General features: G+C 61.2%; 15 protein-coding genes and 1 tRNA gene. 12 read left to right on the plus strand and 4 right to left on the minus strand.

Annotated features, from left to right (window positions below; translation table 11 throughout):
• Nucleotide 1: 1 nt before the first annotated feature.
• The 3 genes from AAF555_03555 (at nt 2) to AAF555_03565 (ending at nt 2,297) form a co-directional block, all read left to right on the plus strand.
• Nucleotides 2–631 carry a ribonuclease HII gene (locus tag AAF555_03555; protein ID MEM6910637.1) on the plus strand — a complete coding sequence of 210 codons (630 nt, stop codon included), beginning with the start codon at nt 2–4 and terminating at the stop codon, nt 629–631.
• Nucleotides 582–998 carry a YraN family protein gene (locus tag AAF555_03560; protein ID MEM6910638.1) on the plus strand — a complete coding sequence of 139 codons (417 nt, stop codon included), beginning with the start codon at nt 582–584 and terminating at the stop codon, nt 996–998. Before AAF555_03555 ends, AAF555_03560 begins: the two co-directional genes overlap by 50 nt.
• A gap of 87 nt (nt 999–1,085) precedes the next feature.
• Entirely contained in the window at nt 1,086–2,297 is a 1,212-nt protein-coding gene (locus tag AAF555_03565) for a hypothetical protein (protein ID MEM6910639.1), read from the plus strand.
• A 24-nt stretch (nt 2,298–2,321) separates the two neighbouring features.
• Here the strand turns inward: AAF555_03565 and AAF555_03570 are convergent, their stop codons facing one another.
• Nucleotides 2,322–3,320 carry a hypothetical protein gene (locus AAF555_03570; GenBank protein ID MEM6910640.1) on the minus strand — a complete coding sequence of 333 codons (999 nt, stop codon included), beginning with the start codon at nt 3,318–3,320 and terminating at the stop codon, nt 2,322–2,324.
• Between the two features lie 194 nt (nt 3,321–3,514).
• On the opposite strand from AAF555_03570, the gene AAF555_03575 reads away from it, so the two are divergent.
• Nucleotides 3,515–4,354 carry a hypothetical protein gene (locus tag AAF555_03575; protein ID MEM6910641.1) on the plus strand — a complete coding sequence of 280 codons (840 nt, stop codon included), beginning with the start codon at nt 3,515–3,517 and terminating at the stop codon, nt 4,352–4,354.
• 49 nt (nt 4,355–4,403) lie between these two features.
• Nucleotides 4,404–5,654, plus strand: a complete 1,251-nt coding sequence (locus tag AAF555_03580; protein MEM6910642.1) for an LL-diaminopimelate aminotransferase — start codon at nt 4,404–4,406, stop codon at nt 5,652–5,654.
• Here the strand turns inward: AAF555_03580 and lipB are convergent.
• The 3 genes from lipB to AAF555_03595 all read right to left on the minus strand — a co-directional run bounded on the left by lipB (nt 5,634) and on the right by AAF555_03595 (nt 7,612).
• Entirely contained in the window at nt 5,634–6,272 is a 639-nt protein-coding gene (gene lipB, locus AAF555_03585; protein ID MEM6910643.1) for a lipoyl(octanoyl) transferase LipB, read from the minus strand. The two genes, AAF555_03580 and lipB, sit on opposite strands and share 21 nt — an antisense overlap.
• Before the next feature lie 30 nt (nt 6,273–6,302).
• A tRNA-Phe gene (locus AAF555_03590) sits at nt 6,303–6,378 on the minus strand.
• Between the two features lie 91 nt (nt 6,379–6,469).
• Entirely contained in the window at nt 6,470–7,612 is a 1,143-nt protein-coding gene (locus AAF555_03595) for a hypothetical protein (GenBank protein MEM6910644.1), read from the minus strand.
• Here AAF555_03595 and AAF555_03600 point away from each other — a divergent pair.
• From AAF555_03600 to AAF555_03630, 7 genes are all read left to right on the plus strand, one after another.
• On the plus strand, nt 7,611–10,403 hold the full coding sequence (locus AAF555_03600) for a tetratricopeptide repeat protein (GenBank protein MEM6910645.1): 2,793 nt from the start codon (nt 7,611–7,613) through the stop codon (nt 10,401–10,403). The genes AAF555_03595 and AAF555_03600 overlap by 2 nt on opposite strands.
• Nucleotides 10,396–11,331 (plus strand): hypothetical protein, encoded by a 936-nt coding sequence (locus AAF555_03605; protein MEM6910646.1) that lies wholly within the window; start codon nt 10,396–10,398, stop codon nt 11,329–11,331. Before AAF555_03600 ends, AAF555_03605 begins: the two co-directional genes overlap by 8 nt.
• On the plus strand, nt 11,328–12,092 hold the full coding sequence (locus AAF555_03610) for a MotA/TolQ/ExbB proton channel family protein (GenBank protein ID MEM6910647.1): 765 nt from the start codon (nt 11,328–11,330) through the stop codon (nt 12,090–12,092). The genes AAF555_03605 and AAF555_03610 overlap by 4 nt, the downstream gene beginning before the upstream one ends.
• Before the next feature lie 6 nt (nt 12,093–12,098).
• Complete coding sequence (locus AAF555_03615) at nt 12,099–12,515, plus strand: biopolymer transporter ExbD (protein ID MEM6910648.1); 417 nt, start codon at nt 12,099–12,101, stop codon at nt 12,513–12,515.
• Nucleotides 12,512–12,952, plus strand: a complete 441-nt coding sequence (locus AAF555_03620; GenBank protein ID MEM6910649.1) for a biopolymer transporter ExbD — start codon at nt 12,512–12,514, stop codon at nt 12,950–12,952. Before AAF555_03615 ends, AAF555_03620 begins: the two co-directional genes overlap by 4 nt.
• Nucleotides 12,953–14,077 carry a vWA domain-containing protein gene (locus tag AAF555_03625; protein ID MEM6910650.1) on the plus strand — a complete coding sequence of 375 codons (1,125 nt, stop codon included), beginning with the start codon at nt 12,953–12,955 and terminating at the stop codon, nt 14,075–14,077.
• Nucleotides 14,078–14,230: 153 nt separating this feature from the next.
• Nucleotides 14,231–14,689 carry a hypothetical protein gene (locus AAF555_03630; protein ID MEM6910651.1) on the plus strand — a complete coding sequence of 153 codons (459 nt, stop codon included), beginning with the start codon at nt 14,231–14,233 and terminating at the stop codon, nt 14,687–14,689.
• Nucleotides 14,690–14,768: the final 79 nt, after the last annotated feature.

Genomic DNA, 14,768 nt, shown 5'->3' on the forward strand with positions numbered 1-14,768 from the left:
CATGCCTGATTTGACTCTGGAGCAGGAGGCCCTCGCAGGTGGGGCCGAGCGGGTGGCCGGGATCGATGAAGCGGGTCGGGGACCTCTGGCCGGGCCCGTCATCGCGGCGGCGGTCGTTTTGCCTCCCGACTTTCTTTGCCCACGACTGGATGACTCCAAAAAGCTGAGCGAGAAGGTGCGGGAAGCGCTCTACTTCGAGCTGATGGAGGCGCCCGGAGTGGCTTGGGGGGTGGCCTCGACTTCTCCGGAGGAGATTGATGAGCTGAATATTTTCCAAGCGACCACCCAAGCCATGCGACGCGCGGTCGAGGGGCTGGTGCCGGCGGCCGACTTCGCCCTCATCGATGGGAGGGCGCTTCAGGGTTTTCCCTTGGCCCATCGCGGCGTGGTCAAGGGAGATTCCCTCTCCTTGTCCATCGCGGCCGCCAGCGTCATCGCGAAGGTTTCCAGAGATCGAGTGATGGTGGATGCAGACAAACGATTTCCCGGCTATGGCTTTGCCAAGCACAAGGGATATGGGACTGCCGAGCATTTGGAAGCGCTTCGTCGATTGGGCCCCTGTCCGCTCCATCGCCAGACGTTTGCCCCCGTCGCTCACGCAAGCCGCTCCCGCCGAGTGCACCCCGGCTGAGCTGGGGCGCTGGGGAGAACGCTTGGCGGCCCGGTTTTTGGCTGAGTCGGGTTTGAAGGTCTTGCGAAGGAATTTTCGGGCGCGTCACGGCGGCGAGCTGGACTTGGTTTGCCGAGAGGGGAAGGTGCTGGTCTTTGTGGAGGTCAAGACGCGTCGGTCTGACTTCCACGGCCGTCCCATCGAGGCCATCGACGAAGAGAAGCGACGCCTTCTCATCCGCGGGGCCATGGAATGGCTCCGTCATTTGCACTATCCGGATGTTTTTTATCGATTCGATGTGGTGGAAGTCCTGGCGCCTCCCGGCCAGGCGCCCGAGATCCAGCACGTGCCCAATGCCTTCCAAACGACCGAACGCCACTATCGCTGACCAAGTGGGCCCCATGAAAAAAGCTTCAGAAAGCCAAATCCGCTCTCGGAACCTGGCCAAGCTGTGCTCGTTTGCCCAGGCAACCTGATGAGATGGTTTTCACTCAGCGCCTGGACCCTTTGGGGTGGAGCCTCGGCCAGCTTCGCCTTGGAGCTGGCCGACTACGACTTAAATGGCAACGGACAGCTCGATGCCGGCCGGGAGGCGGAGGTCTACGCCCTTCACGAGGCCAGCGAGGTGCACCGACTCCACGATGCCAATTTCAATGGGCAGCTGGATGTCTCTGAGCTGGCGGCGCTTCAGAAACGTGCCGAAACCAAGGCCGCGGCCAAGGTCCAGCAAATCGCGGCCAGCCAGGGGTTGCCAGTCGGCCCCAAAGCGATCCCTGAACCAGCGGAGGGTTCTCCTTCCCGTTATCAGCCTCTGGGCGAAGTGGCGCTCCGGCGATCGATCAATCAGATTTCTCTGCTCGACTCCTTCGATGGGACACCGGCGGGTTTGAAGAAGGCCCAGGCGGCCAGCTTGGCCTACTCCCAGAACGGGGAGAGTGAGGACTCCAATTTGGTGGCCAAAGGGGCGCTCATTTTTCATCGAGTCCACGAATTGGCCGAAGCCGAGCGGTCGGACCCCTGGACCCTGACTCGCCGAGCGGACCAGTGGTCCGTCTCCTTCGACATCGTGAGTGATGAATCGAGCCCTGAGGATGATGTCGAGTCGGTCATCTTTCGCTTCGGGCAGGAAATCGAGCTTATCGGCGGACCGCTCCCCATCCGCTACCAACTGCTGCGGGCCAGCCTCGGCTACGCCACGGACTTGAACCTCGAGGGCCAGGTTCCCACGCTGGAATTGGAGTGGGAGCCCACCAAGAGAGCTTGGGGGATCGGAGAGTTTGCGCCCTTGCCCTTTCTTTCCCGTTCCCTGGACTACCGGGCGCGATTCATTGGTCGGATCTCGACCGGCAAGGCCTTTGAGGCGGGGGATTTCGAGCTGGAGGACAATGAGTTTTTTGGTCGCATCGGACCGAAAATCAGTCTGGAGTTGGTCCCATCCGAGGAATGGGTGACCGACTTGCCGCTTTGGTGGTCGTGGATTGAGCGGACCAAGGCCACGGCCAGCTACCAATACCTCTATGGCTTTGCCGGCGAGCCAGAGTTCGCTGAACTGCTGGAGGTGAATGCCTCCATGGCACTGAACGACTTCGAGCAGCTCACTCTCGAGGTCGGCTACCGACGGGGGCAAACCGACTTGCTGAGCGATGAAGTCGATCTCTTCACGATCGGCCTCGGCCTAAAGTTTTAGACAGTCGGCCTAAGAGCCATCAAATCAGCTGTCCTGCGGCCGGTTTTTCAGTTGGTCGGCCAGCGGGGTCAAGCCGGGCTTGGCCTCGGTCTCGTCCTCGACGTCATTGGACAAAAGGGGATTTTGCTTGGGAAGCTTCTTGCCCATGAATCCAGTGCTCTTCGGAAGTCCGCCCAAGGGCTTGAGAGCGGGGGCCGCTGGCTTGGGGATGGCTGGCCGGCTCGGGATGACCGGAGGGGCAGGAGGGGGGGGAGTTTCTGGCGCTGTGGGAGCCTCGGGCTCGGGCGTTTCGGCGACGGGCTCGGCAGGGGTTTCCTCGCTCACCGGCTCGTTCGCGGGCTCTTCCTGGCTTTCTTCGGGAGCTGGTTTGGTCTCCGCCGCGGGCTGCTGGGGGCTCACGGGAGGGAGGGAAACCTCTTTCCCTTCGTCTTCCGGCAAGCGGAGGAAGGGGTTGCCGTCTTCATCGGTTGTGGGCTCTTCGGTCGCGTCTTTCTCTGCTAGAGATTCCGCCGCTGCCATGACCTCGGGCGAAGGGGAGGGGACTTCGGCCTCGGCTTCGGGGGCGGTTTCAGGAGCTGCCTCTTGGGCCTCTTGGGCGGCGGCTTCCTTTTGCTGCGCGAAGAAGGCGCTCGCGGCGGCCAGGGTGGCCGCCGCGGGAGCGCCCCCGGCCCCGTCTTTGATTTCCTCGGTCGGTTCCACCACGGGAGGCGTGGATTCATCGACGGGCGGTTCCAGATCGTCGACTGGAGGCGGGGGGATTTCCGAACCCTCAGCGAGAGCCGGCCCTTCGTCGTCGTCCTCATCGTCCTGATCGAACTCGAAGTGCGCGATGTGGTTGAGGACCGCGAGGGGCCAAAAGGGCAGGATGAAAAGAATCATGGCCAAGACAAAGCTCAGACGCACAAAGGGATCGGCCCCGAGAGCTTCTTCCTCCTTTCGGTAGACCCAGCGGGTCAAGAGAAAGCCAAAGAATAGGTAGGCAATGACGGAGACCCAGATCCAAAAATTTTCGGGAAGATTCATGAGCAAACGGTGGGTTCGAGTGAGTGAGAGAGGGCCGTTTTCGGTTGAGCGCTCGGTAAGGCAGCACGAAATGTTCCGCTGGACCAGCTGTTTTTGAGGTCATCCCACCGCAGACCTTTGGAAAACTCCGGCAAATTTCCCACTTGTGAAAGCGGGCCAGCGTCCGGTAGACTTCGGCTAACTTTTCTGAAGCAATGAGCAATACCGACGAAGTCCCCCAGCCTGTGACCGCCACTGCTTCTGACAAGAAGCTGCCTGATCGTCTTTTCATCCGCATCTGGCCCAAGACGCCGGTGCTCTATCCGATGGCGATTTTGGCGCTCCTCTTTGCGATCGTGAGTCACTTTTTGGGAGCGACCCCCGTCATCAATGACCTCATCTCCGAAAAGGAGGGCGTCTCGGCTGCCAAGGTCCAAGTGGAGGACATCCGCAGCCAGCTGGATATCCCCGACGAGCAGAAGAAAAAATTGGCCCAAGGCTACCGCATTGACCGGGTCCTGGCCTTGATCTTTTTGGCAGTCCTGACCTTCTCACTCTTTGTCATTGCGGTCGATTTCGAGGTGCGGTGGGCGCTCATTGTCTTGGCCTGCATTTTGATCGCGGCCTTGGTGGTCTACATCGTGGATATGAATACCGGCTTTCTGGCTGGCTTCCTGCCCTTTCTCGACAGGATTGCTCCGGTGGCCAATCCCCAGTTCTACCTCGCCATCTTTGTGGTGTGGCTCCTTTTGCTGGGGGTCTCGGCCTTGGTGGCTCGCTTCAACTACGTCCGCATCGAGTCGAACGAGTTGATCGCGGTCGGCGGGGTGATGGAGGATCACAAGCGCTACTCCACCTTCCGGATGCACTACACCAAGGAGATCACCGATGTGCTGGAGTATTGGCTGCCTTTCGTCCGAGCAGGCCGCTTGGTCTTTAGCTTCCCGAATGAGGACAAGCCGGTCATTCTCGACAATGTGCTCAACGTCGACAAGGTCCTCAAGGAGCTGGATCGCATCAGTAGCCGGTGGAACGTGGGCGGCGAGGGGTCTTGACCGGGTGAGGATGCCATTCTAGGAAAGGCGCTCGTAATTTCTTTCCACTATGGCCTACCTCAACGAACATTTCCTCAAGCTCAAAGCCGGTTACCTCTTTCCAGAGATCGGGCGTCGGGTCAGCGCTTTCAGCCAAGCGCAACCCGAGGTGGCCTCGCGCCTCATTCGTTGTGGCATCGGAGACGTGACCGAGCCCGTCCCCCAAGCCGCTCGCGATGCCATGAAGGCGGCCGTCGATGAGTTAGGCACTCGCGAACAGTTCCGAGGCTATGGACCCGAGCAAGGCTACGCCTTTCTCCGGGAAGCCATTGCGGAGAAGGCCTACCAAGCGCGGGGCGTGGAGGTGGCGGCCGACGAGATTTTCGTCTCCGATGGGTCCAAGTGCGATAGCGGGAACATTCTGGACATCTTCGGCCCCGGCAATCGAATCGCCATCACCGACCCGGTCTACCCGGTGTATGTGGACACCAACGTCATGATCGGCAACACCGGCCCCGCCGACGAGAGCGGAGCCTACCAAGGCCTGGTCTACCTCCCTTGCCATGCGGAAAACGGCTTCGTGCCCGCCATCCCAGAGGAGCCAGTGGATCTCATCTACCTCTGCTACCCGAACAACCCGACCGGGGCCACCGCCACCCGAGAGCAGTTGGCCGCCTGGGTGGCCTACGCCAAGGCCCACCAAGCCATTCTCCTTTACGACGCCGCCTACGAGGCCTTCATCCAAGAGGAGAGCGTCCCTCGTTCGATCTATGAAATCGAGGGAGCGCGCGACTGCGCCATCGAGTTCCGTTCCTTCTCCAAGAACGGTGGCTTTACTGGAGTGCGCTGCGCCTACACCGTGGTGCCAAAAGGCCTCCTGGCCTATACCCGGGCGGGCGAGGCCTTGCCCTTGCACCCGCTTTGGAATCGCCGCATGAGCACCAAGTTCAATGGCGCCAGCTACCCCGTGCAACGGGGGGCCGAAGCCCTCTTCAGCGAGGCCGGGCAAGCCGAGGTGACGGCCTTGGTGGACCACTACATGGGCAATGCCGCGCTCCTGCGCGAGGTCTGCCAAGAATTGGAATTGCGGGTCTTCGGCGGCCTGAACGCTCCCTATGTCTGGGTCCAGTGTCCGGAAGGAGTGGGCAGTTGGGAAATGTTTGACCGCATGTTGCAGGAAGCTCAGGTCGTCATCACTCCCGGGGCCGGCTTCGGCGCGGCTGGAGAAGGCTACTTCCGGATCTCGGCTTTCAATAGCCGCGAGAACGTGGAAGAAGTCTGCCGCCGGATGAAAGCCCTCTCATTGGCCACCGTCAGCTAGGCGCTTTTGAAACTCTTGGGCTACCAGTTCGGCAAAGGACTGGGTCGAGATGGGGCGACCGACTTCGGCGCTCAGGTGGCTCATGACCACCTCTGACAGGCCGCAGGGAGTGATGTGACGAAAGCCTTCCAAGCTTTGGGCTTCCACATTGATGGCGAAACCGTGCAAGCTGATCCATTTGCGGACGCCCACGCCGATGCTGGCTAGCTTGCGGTCTTCTACCCAGACGCCAGTCAGTCCCTCCCGGCTGGAAGCCTGGGCGCCGAGCTTTTGGCTGCACCGGATGAGGAGTTCTTCCAAGAGCCGGAGATGCGCATGGAGATCGCGTCCCCGCTCCGTCAGGTCGAGGAGGGGGTAGCCCACGAGTTGTCCAGGGCCATGGTAGGTGGCCTGGCCGCCGCGGCTGATTTCCACCACCGGGTGGGGGAGAAGCGCCGCCTGGAGGAGGCTGGATTTGTCTCGGGTGCGACCAATGGTGTAGACGGGCTCGTGTTCCAGCAGAAGGAGGGTGTCGCCAATGTGGCCGGCCCGGCGTTCTTCCACCAGCGATTCTTGGAGGGCGAGGGCTTCAGCGTAGTCCATGCGGCCCAGCCAACGAGTTTCGAGCGTGGCGGCCATGATCGACAAGGAGCGTAGGGGAGGCGGAAATGGTGGCTCGAGACGGAATCGAACCGCCGACACAAGGATTTTCAATCCTCTGCTCTACCAACTGAGCTATCGAGCCATTCCTGCCAGTAGAGCAAGATCGCTCCACGAACCGGGCCCGTCTTATAGACGTTCTGGGCCTGAGTGACAAGTGCTTTTTGGGAAGAGCGTCAAGGACGTGCCCAGAGCGCGTCGGCCCCTCGGGAGCAGCCCCGCGGGAGCGCCTGGGGATCGCGTCCGATGAGAAAAAATTCGTCTTCCCGTTCTCCTCGGATGGCCAAATCCTGGGTTTGAATCGCGGACACGCTCGCGAGATTGGCGAGGTCGAAAATCCGCAAGAGGCCGCCTTCGCCTGCTGCGACCGCCTGCCCGGTCGCAGGATCAATCACTTCCGCCCGAACCCAAGCGGGACCGAAGTGAACCCGCCCCAGCCCTCGGCTATAGAATTGGGAGCTGAGTTCGGTCATGCTGTATTCATTCAGGATGTCGTCCGAAGAGACCTCAAAATGGTCGCTCAGCCGTTGGTAGAGCGCTTCTTTGGAGAGGGTTTCGCGCAGGCCCTTGTAGCCCCCGGTTTCCAGCAGGACGCTGCCAGGGGGCAGGGGCAAGCGGCCTTCTTCTTGGCAGAACCGCAGGAAGCCGATCGCGGTGCTCATGAGGAGAAGAGGGCCTTGGCTGGCCTCCACCAGTCCCGCCCGATCAAACCCTCGCTCTGGATCGAGAAAAAAGGCATCGGCCGCGGCCAACTGCCCCATCATGTGGGAGAGCGAGGAGTCGGCCGCCTGGCTCGGGGCAGGGCAAAGGCAGGCCACCGGCAGGTCGAGCCCGACCAAGGTTTCCCATCCTTGGCGGATGGAGAGGGCATACAGCTCGGTGTCGGGAAACCAGTGTTGGCCCCGCTCTTCCTGCGTGGTGCCGCTGGTGCGGAAGACGATCGGACAGGCCTTCTCCGGGAAGCATCGGAGAGGGAAATCGGGCAGCTTGAAGGCCTCGGTGGGAACGGCGGGGATCTCGGCGAGCTGGTGGATGGCCGCGGGGTCCGGGACGCCCCGCGCCCGGCAAAAGTTCTGGTAGGGGCGATTCCAGGTGAACTGAAAAACAAAGGCTGCCCGGAGAAGCTCCTCGAGGGATTCTTCTCGCTGGCCTTGAAGAAAGCCGCCGATGCGCTTTTTGAGGTGGCGGTAGCTGGTCTCTCGCTCGGTCTCCATCTTTTCAGGAAAGTAACAAAAAGCCGGTTGTCCTCGGAGGGCTCCCAAGCGATTTCCTACATCGAGGCGACGTTCCGGTCGCTTTCTTGCTTGAGCAAGGGACATGAAACGAGTTGTTGCCCTTTTGGTCGTCACCGCCTGCGCCCTGGCCGGCAGTCGCGCCCAGGAGGGCGAGGCCGCGCCGGCCCCGCTCGACTTCACCACCCTCTACCAAGCCATTGGGCAGGCCTTTGATGGCGGGGACTACTCGCAAGTCATCGCCTTGGTGGAGCAGATGCGGGAGAACTTCGGGAACAGCGCCCAAGCCCAACCCGTTTTGGAATCGCTCCGTCCCCTTGTGGCCTTGTCCTATGGCTTCCAGGGGCTCTTTGAGGAGGGGCTGCCGGAGATGGAGGCCGCCTTGGACCTGGCCGAGGTCAACCCGCAGCAGAAAGAGATTCTGCTTTTCTTTTATGGCACGGCTCTTCTTCAGCGACAGGAGTGGCCGCAGGCGCGGGAGGTTTTTTACGACTTCTTTCAAACCCCTGGCTATGACCCGGCCCGGCGTCGGGAAGCGCTTCTGATGGCGGGGACCACCTTTCTCCTGGACGGAGAACCGGAGAAGGGAGCCGAGTTCCTGGGGAAATTCCGTGAGCGAATTCGTGAGGTCGATCCCGAGTCGGCCGGGCGGGCCCTCGTTCTCCAGCTGACAGCGCTGCTGCAGGCCAACGACCTGGAGCGGGCCACCCAGTTGGTGGCAGAGACCCAAGTGGCGGAGGAGGAGATTGCCCAGTTGGTCAGCTTTCATTCCCTGCTCTTGCAGCTGGGCAGTCGCTGGATGAAATTGGACCAACCGGGCCAAGCCCTCTTGGTGCTCCGCCAAGTCTGGAAGCGCGAACGGCTGATTTACTTTCAGGAAGAGCGCTTGGCGGTTCTCGAGAAACAAGTGGAGGCGCTCGCCGAACGGGAGGGGCGCCAAGGCGAGTGGCTGCAACTCGAGCGCATGCGCAGCAAGGTCGAGCGGGAATTGGCCCAAGTCCGAGACCACCTCGAGTTCGACGCGGCCCTCCAACTCCGCCTCGCGAAGTGCTACTATGACCTGGGTCGCTCCATGCAAGCAGCTCTTCTCATGCGGGAAATTCTCGAGCGATTGGAGGCCAGTCCTCTGACCGAGTCGGTCATTGTCTCGCTCATGGAATTGTGGCTCCAGACGGGTCGCGCGAGCGACTGCTTGACGGCCGGGGAGACCTACCGGCGGAAATTCCAAGGCGAAGAGGCTCCCAGCCTGGCCCAAGTGGCCTACTTGGAGGGCTTGGCTCACGAGGATTTGCGCGACTACGCCCGCGCCAAGTCAAGCTTCCTGAGCGTGGTGGCAGACTTTCCGGAGGCGGAAGTGGCTCCCCGAGCCGCCTTCATGGCGGGCTACATGGCTCTGATGGAGGAGCACTATCAGGAAGCGGTTGAGCAATTTGCCTCCCTGCTGGAAACCTATCCGCAAGACCCCATGGCGGAGGATGCCAGTTACTGGACGGGCATGGCGTGGTTCTTTGCGGAGGACTATCTGGCTTGCCGCCAAGCATTGAGCGACTACCTCGGGAAGGTGGCGGCGGGGGAGATGGCGGGAACTTCCCAAGTGGCGGCGGAATTTCGCATGGCTTACTGCACCTTCTCTCTGGCGGACTACGAAGCGGCCATTGAAGAGCTGGAAAGTTGGCTGCAACGGAATGGGAAGAGCGGCTTGGCCAGTGAAGCCAAGGTTCTCCTGGGCGATTCTTTTTTGGCGCTTGGGCAAATAGAAGAAGGGATCGAGGTTTACGCTACCATTCCGAGCGAGGAGACGACCTGGTTTGAGGAGGGGTGGTTCAAAACGGGCAAAGCGCTTAAGGCCTTGGGCGAGCTGACCCGGTTCGAAGGGCACTACCAAGAGTTTGTCCAGAATCATGCCGAGAGTCTCCGCGTGACCGAGGCGCTTCACTGGCTGGGCTGGGCCCAGGCCAAGCGGGGGGATAGCGAGGGCGCGCGGGCCACCTACTGGGAAGCCATCCGCGATTATGGTGGCCAGGCCAGCCATCATGCGATCGAAGAGGTGTTCTTGGCCTTGGCCAAATACTATTCCGAAGAGCCAGAGAGCTGGGTGCGCCAGCTGGAGGCGCTGGCCGAGGAAAGCGATCAAACGACCCTCCAGTTGCGCTGCCATTGGGCCCTCGGGCACGCTTTGGCTGGAACCCGGCCGGAGCGAAGCCAAGCGGCTTTTCTGCGAGCGGCCCAAGGGGTCGAAGTCATGGACCACAACCCCAGGATTCTGGCCGACTGCGCCGAAGCAGCAGTGGCAGCCGGCGAGTGGGAGGTGGCGGAAACGCTCTACACCGGGCTCCGGCGCTGGCACCCCAATTCCCTACAAGTGGCGGGCGCCTACGCGGGCTTGGCTCAGCTGGCGATCGCTCGCCGGGAGCCTCGACAGGCCATGCAATTTCTGGTGGAGGCGCGGGAGCGGGCCTTTGACCCAACGCTCAGAGAAGAGGCTACGCTCCAGTTGGCGGCCTTGCATCGCGAGGAGGGAGAGAGCCCCCAGGCCGAAGCGCTCTTGTCTGGACTTTTGGAGGAGACGGGGACCAGCGTGCGCGGTCGGGCCGAGAGTCTTTTGCTCTTGGGCGATCTCCGGCAGCAGGATGGGCGACTTTTGGAAGCGGCCGCCAGCTATGAGCGGGTCTACCTGGCCTTTGGGCGCCACCTCGACTTGGTGGCGGAGGCTTACTGGCGCCGGGCGGATCTTTTGGAGAACCAGCTGAGCCGGGCCACGGAAGCCCGGGAGGTGCTTCGGGAAATGGTCAATCGCCCAGAGCTGGCCTCGCAAGCTCAGACCGAGGCGGCGCGGGAACGTCTCCAAACTCTCAACGCACTGACCGAAGATGGGTAAGTGGGGACTCTTTCTGCTAGGGCTGGTTGGGGTCCCTTGGTCGGTGGCGGCGCAGGATTCTCTGGCAGTCGATATCGTTCACTACCGGGAGGAGGGCCAGCCGCCGCTCCGCTGTCGCTTGGTGCGACTTTTAGAGGATCGGGTGGAGGTCCGGATTTTGAATGCCAGTGGGCGGGGTTACAGCTCGCAAACCCGGGCCATTCCGCGAAGCGAGATCGACTTCATCGACTTCTATGAAAGCGAGGAGCTGCAAAATCTCTTGAAAACGGCGGATCGCGAGGACTTGGAGACCCTCAAGCGAATCTGGACGGACCGGCACCGCCTTTTGATGGAGTCCATTTCGGATCAGGGCACCGTGGGGCTCGTCTATGCTCGCTTGCTGCTCCTTCATCACGAAACGGAGTTCCAATTGGAGGAGGCCCTCGATGTCTTCCAGGCGATTGAGACGCTCGACTGGAAGGAATCCCGTCGACTCGAGGCCCGGCGGGGTCGCTTTGAAGTGATGCTCGCTCAAGGCCAAGACGAGGCGGTGCTGGCCGAAGCGCGGCAAATCTATGAGGAGTCTCCCGGTGGCAATCCAGAGCTGCTCGTGATGGCGCAGCAAGTGCTGGCCGACCTGGCTTTTTCCCAACTGCGCGAGCTGGTGGAGGAAAATCCTCGTTGGGACTTGGATGATCGGGTGCGGCCCCAGCGCCAGGAGCTCTACCACCGCACGCTCGATCTCTACCTCCAAGGGTATCTTCTGCACGGCGACTTCCGCGAGGGCGCCTCGGCCGGGCTGTTGGGCGCGCTGCGGGTTTACCAGCATGCGGGGGAGAGGGAGCTGGCCCGGCAATGCGCGGAAGATCTCCTCCAATTTTATCCCGATTCCCTGGCCGCGGTAGAAGCAGGGTCCTTTCTCGAAGCCTTTCCAACCGACACACCATGAAGCGAACCAAGCAAATCCTCGTTCTCCTTTTCCTCGTCGCCAGCGGGCTTTGGGCCTGGCCCTTGCACGCGCAAGAGGAGCCGCCCTCTGCCGACGACTCGCCCCAGGAAGTGGGCAGCAAATCTCTTTTGGATGTCTACACCGAGGGCGGGGTCATGATGCACGTGCTCTTCGCCTGTTCGGTCGGGACCATTGCGGTGGTCGTCTACTGCTTTGTCCGCATCAACAGCGCTCGTATGATGCCCAAAGGGCTCCAGGACGCCTTCACTCGCTTGATGCAGAAGCGGGAGGTGAACGAGGCCTATGACCTTTGTCAAAAGAATCCGAATGCCTTCACCAATGTGGTCAAGGCCTCTATTGTGAAGGTCAATTTTGAACGAGACCTGGCCAACAAAGCCTCCATGGAACAGGCGGCGGGCGAAACCCTCGATGAGGAAGAAACCCGACTGATGGTTTGGGTCAATTACCTCAACGTCTTCGCCACCATCGCTCCTATGATCGGTCTTTTGGGCACGGTCTGGGGCATGATTGAGAGCTTCGATCAGTTGAATGCCGGGAACACCCGTCCCCAGGACTTGGCGGGCGGGATCGGCACCGCCATGTCGACCACGGCCGGCGGCTTGGTGGTGGGCATCCCAGCCATGTTCTTTTACTTCTTTTTCCGAAATCGGGTCATGGGCATCATGGCGACCATCCAACGCAATGCGACCTTCCTGATCGATGTGCTTTCGGGCGATGTCCAATTGAGCGATTCCGACTAAGCGAGCATGTCCCGTCGCAAGCCCAAAAAAAGGGAGAGTCCCGTGAGCTTCCAGCTCACGCCGATGATTGATATGACCTTTCTTCTGCTCATCTTTTTCATGGTGACGGCGCGTCTGACGGATGAGGACACCAACCAAGAGATCCGCTTGGCGGAGGCCCCCAGTGCGGTGGAGCCCGTCGAACGCACCGGTCGTTTCGTCATCAACGTGAATGCCGACGGGGCCTTTCTCTTGGGGACGGCCGAAATCTCGGAGGCCGCTTTGAAAAGGCGTTTGGAAGCCGAAGTCCAGCGAGATCCGGACCTCCGGGTCTATCTCCGGGCCGATCGGGAATCGATTTACCAGCACACCAAGGTCCTCAACAAAATCGCGAGCGAAGCCGGAGTGGCGGAGGCGATTTATGCCACGCTCCAGAGTCCATGATTCGCCGACGCCAGCGCCCGCACGAAGCGGTGGAAATGCAGATGGGCCCCATGATCGACATGGTCTTTCTCTTGCTCGTGTTTTTCATGGTCACCTCCAAGCCGGTCAAACCGGAGGCGGATTTGACCCTGGCCCTGCCCGGGGCGCTCTCGGCTGAGGCGGCCGTCGATCTGCCCGAGAACCAGACGATTCAAATCCAGGCAGATGGCTCGCTCGTGGTCAATGAGCTTGCCATGTCTCTCTCGGAACTGACCAGTTTTTTGGTCCGGTTCAAAAAGTCGGCCGACAACAATTTGATGGAAGCGCTCGTGACGGTCCAGCCCGAGGACGAAGCCGCTCACCAGCGGATCGTGGACGTGCTCGACGCCTGTGCCACGGCTGGAATCGAGGGCGTGACCTTCACGGACGCTCCGAAAGGAACAGGAGGGATTCTCTAAATGATCGCGATCGAAAGCCCCGCCGTCGAAAGGGAGAGCCAAAAAGCGAAGTCAGCTCAGAAAAGCCGAAGGCGAGGGCTCATCTTCGCGGTCATTGTGGGCAGCATCGTGGTCCACCTGGTGGCCCTGGCCTTGTTTGGCCTCTGGATTTTGCAACGCTATTACGAGCAGCCGGAAGCCACTTTCCAAGTGGTCCCGCGGGAGGTGCGCATCCCGCCGCAGACCAAGGAACATCGAATGAATCTGGCACGCCACCAAGCCATGGCGCCCAAGCCGGTCTTTCAAAAGCGGCTTCTCAATGCGCAACCGCGGGACTTCGCCCTGCCTGACATGCCAGAGGTGGACCTCGATCAAATGCTCCCGCTCGACCCCAACGAATTGATCTCCGAGCAGGTGACCAGTCTGGTAGGCGGCACGGGCTTGGGGTCCGGCTCGGCACAGGGAGGAGGCGGACCGGAACGCCCTCAGATCGAGAGTTTGGGCTTTTTCGGAATCGAGGACGAGGGCGGGAGTGTCGTCATCATGATCGACATTTCCTCCTCCATGTTTGGTCGCACCGGCGACCTCGACTACTCCACCGGCCGTCTCGTCCGGAGAGGAAAGGAACAGTCTTTTCAAAAGGTCCGCGATGAAGCCATCAAGCTGGTCCAGGGTCTTAGCATCACGAGTTCCTTTGGCATCATCCGCTGGAGCGGGAGTGCCCGCTCTTGGCAGGAAACCCTGGTCCCAGCCACCGACCAAAATAAGGAAGCCGCGGCCGCCCACATCCAAGAAGAAGTGGACTCCGGGAAAGCCGGACCGATGGGAGGGCGCCTCGGTGGCACGCGCCATGATTACGCCCTCGAAAAGCTGCTCGAGCTGCAACCAGCGGTCGCCTTCATGCTGAGCGATGGGAACGCCACCGAGTCCCTCCCGGGAGGAGGGTTTCAGACGATCGAGGCCGATCGGCTCTACCGCATTCTCGACGAAGCCAAGCGGGCGGAGCGACCCATTCCCAAGATTCACACCATCTACTACCTCACGGGGGCGGACAAACGGGAGGAAGAGCGGATGCTGCGGGGAATCGCCCGTCGCACCGGCGGCCAATTTCGCAAAGTGGAGGCGGAAGGGCGGCGGGACGATTGAGAGGGAAGGGAAAGTGCGGCAAAGCAGACGAAGAAGCGGGGACCCTTCGCTTTGCCCGTAAGAGGTTCGTCTAACAAAGGGATCGAATTTCACTGGCAAACCTGCCGACTGGGACCAAGTTGCCAGGGTCTTTCCGCCCACCAGAATTCTTTTATGAAAGCGCTTTTTTCGGGTCCACTCGCTCTGGTCACTCTTCTCTTGGGAGCCTGTTCCATCAGTGATCCTCCTCCGCGTTACCCCTATCCCTATCCGCCCTACGGCCCCCAGCCCCAGCAGCCTGATCCGAACAATCCTCCCACGGGCTACTATGACGGGAACACCGGCCCCGTCCCCGACAATGTGGCTCCGAGCGTGCCCGATCCAGCGGACCCTTACCGCCCACCCGGTTCAGACGCTCTCGCCCAGCCGAGTGCTCCCCTCGACCCCGCTCCTACCTTGAGCCAACCGAGCGGGCCGCAGGAATATCCTTTCGGTATCCCCGTTCCGGGAAAGGATGGCCTGGTCTACAGTCCTTACAGCAAGGACCAGGGCTACGTCGATGTGCGAGGCTTGCGCGCCGGGGACCTCGTGGAGGACCCCTATAAGCCGGGGCAGTTTTTCAAGGTGCCCTGAGCCACGAATTCTTCCACCTTCCGGTTGAAAAGACCGGGCCGGGATTCATGGTTGGCGGCCCCGCGAGCCTCGGGGGCTA

Source organism: Verrucomicrobiota bacterium (genome assembly GCA_039027815.1).
In the GTDB taxonomy this organism is placed as follows: domain Bacteria; phylum Verrucomicrobiota; class Verrucomicrobiia; order Verrucomicrobiales; family JBCCJK01; genus JBCCJK01.

Bases quoted from the DNA above. Each gene is read 5' to 3' on its own strand.
- AAF555_03555 (MEM6910637.1), top strand. From the start codon at position 2: ATGCCTGATTTGACTCTGGAGCAGGAGGCCCTCGCAGGTGGGGCCGAG.
- AAF555_03565 (MEM6910639.1), top strand. From the start codon at position 1,086: ATGAGATGGTTTTCACTCAGCGCCTGGACCCTTTGGGGTGGAGCCTCG.
- AAF555_03570 (MEM6910640.1), bottom strand. From the start codon at position 3,320: ATGAATCTTCCCGAAAATTTTTGGATCTGGGTCTCCGTCATTGCCTAC.
- AAF555_03575 (MEM6910641.1), top strand. From the start codon at position 3,515: ATGAGCAATACCGACGAAGTCCCCCAGCCTGTGACCGCCACTGCTTCT.
- AAF555_03580 (MEM6910642.1), top strand. From the start codon at position 4,404: ATGGCCTACCTCAACGAACATTTCCTCAAGCTCAAAGCCGGTTACCTC.
- lipB (MEM6910643.1), bottom strand. From the start codon at position 6,272: ATGGCCGCCACGCTCGAAACTCGTTGGCTGGGCCGCATGGACTACGCT.
- AAF555_03600 (MEM6910645.1), top strand. From the start codon at position 7,611: ATGAAACGAGTTGTTGCCCTTTTGGTCGTCACCGCCTGCGCCCTGGCC.
- AAF555_03595 (MEM6910644.1), bottom strand. From the start codon at position 7,612: ATGTCCCTTGCTCAAGCAAGAAAGCGACCGGAACGTCGCCTCGATGTA.
- AAF555_03605 (MEM6910646.1), top strand. From the start codon at position 10,396: ATGGGTAAGTGGGGACTCTTTCTGCTAGGGCTGGTTGGGGTCCCTTGG.
- AAF555_03610 (MEM6910647.1), top strand. From the start codon at position 11,328: ATGAAGCGAACCAAGCAAATCCTCGTTCTCCTTTTCCTCGTCGCCAGC.
- AAF555_03615 (MEM6910648.1), top strand. From the start codon at position 12,099: ATGTCCCGTCGCAAGCCCAAAAAAAGGGAGAGTCCCGTGAGCTTCCAG.
- AAF555_03620 (MEM6910649.1), top strand. From the start codon at position 12,512: ATGATTCGCCGACGCCAGCGCCCGCACGAAGCGGTGGAAATGCAGATG.
- AAF555_03625 (MEM6910650.1), top strand. From the start codon at position 12,953: ATGATCGCGATCGAAAGCCCCGCCGTCGAAAGGGAGAGCCAAAAAGCG.
- AAF555_03630 (MEM6910651.1), top strand. From the start codon at position 14,231: ATGAAAGCGCTTTTTTCGGGTCCACTCGCTCTGGTCACTCTTCTCTTG.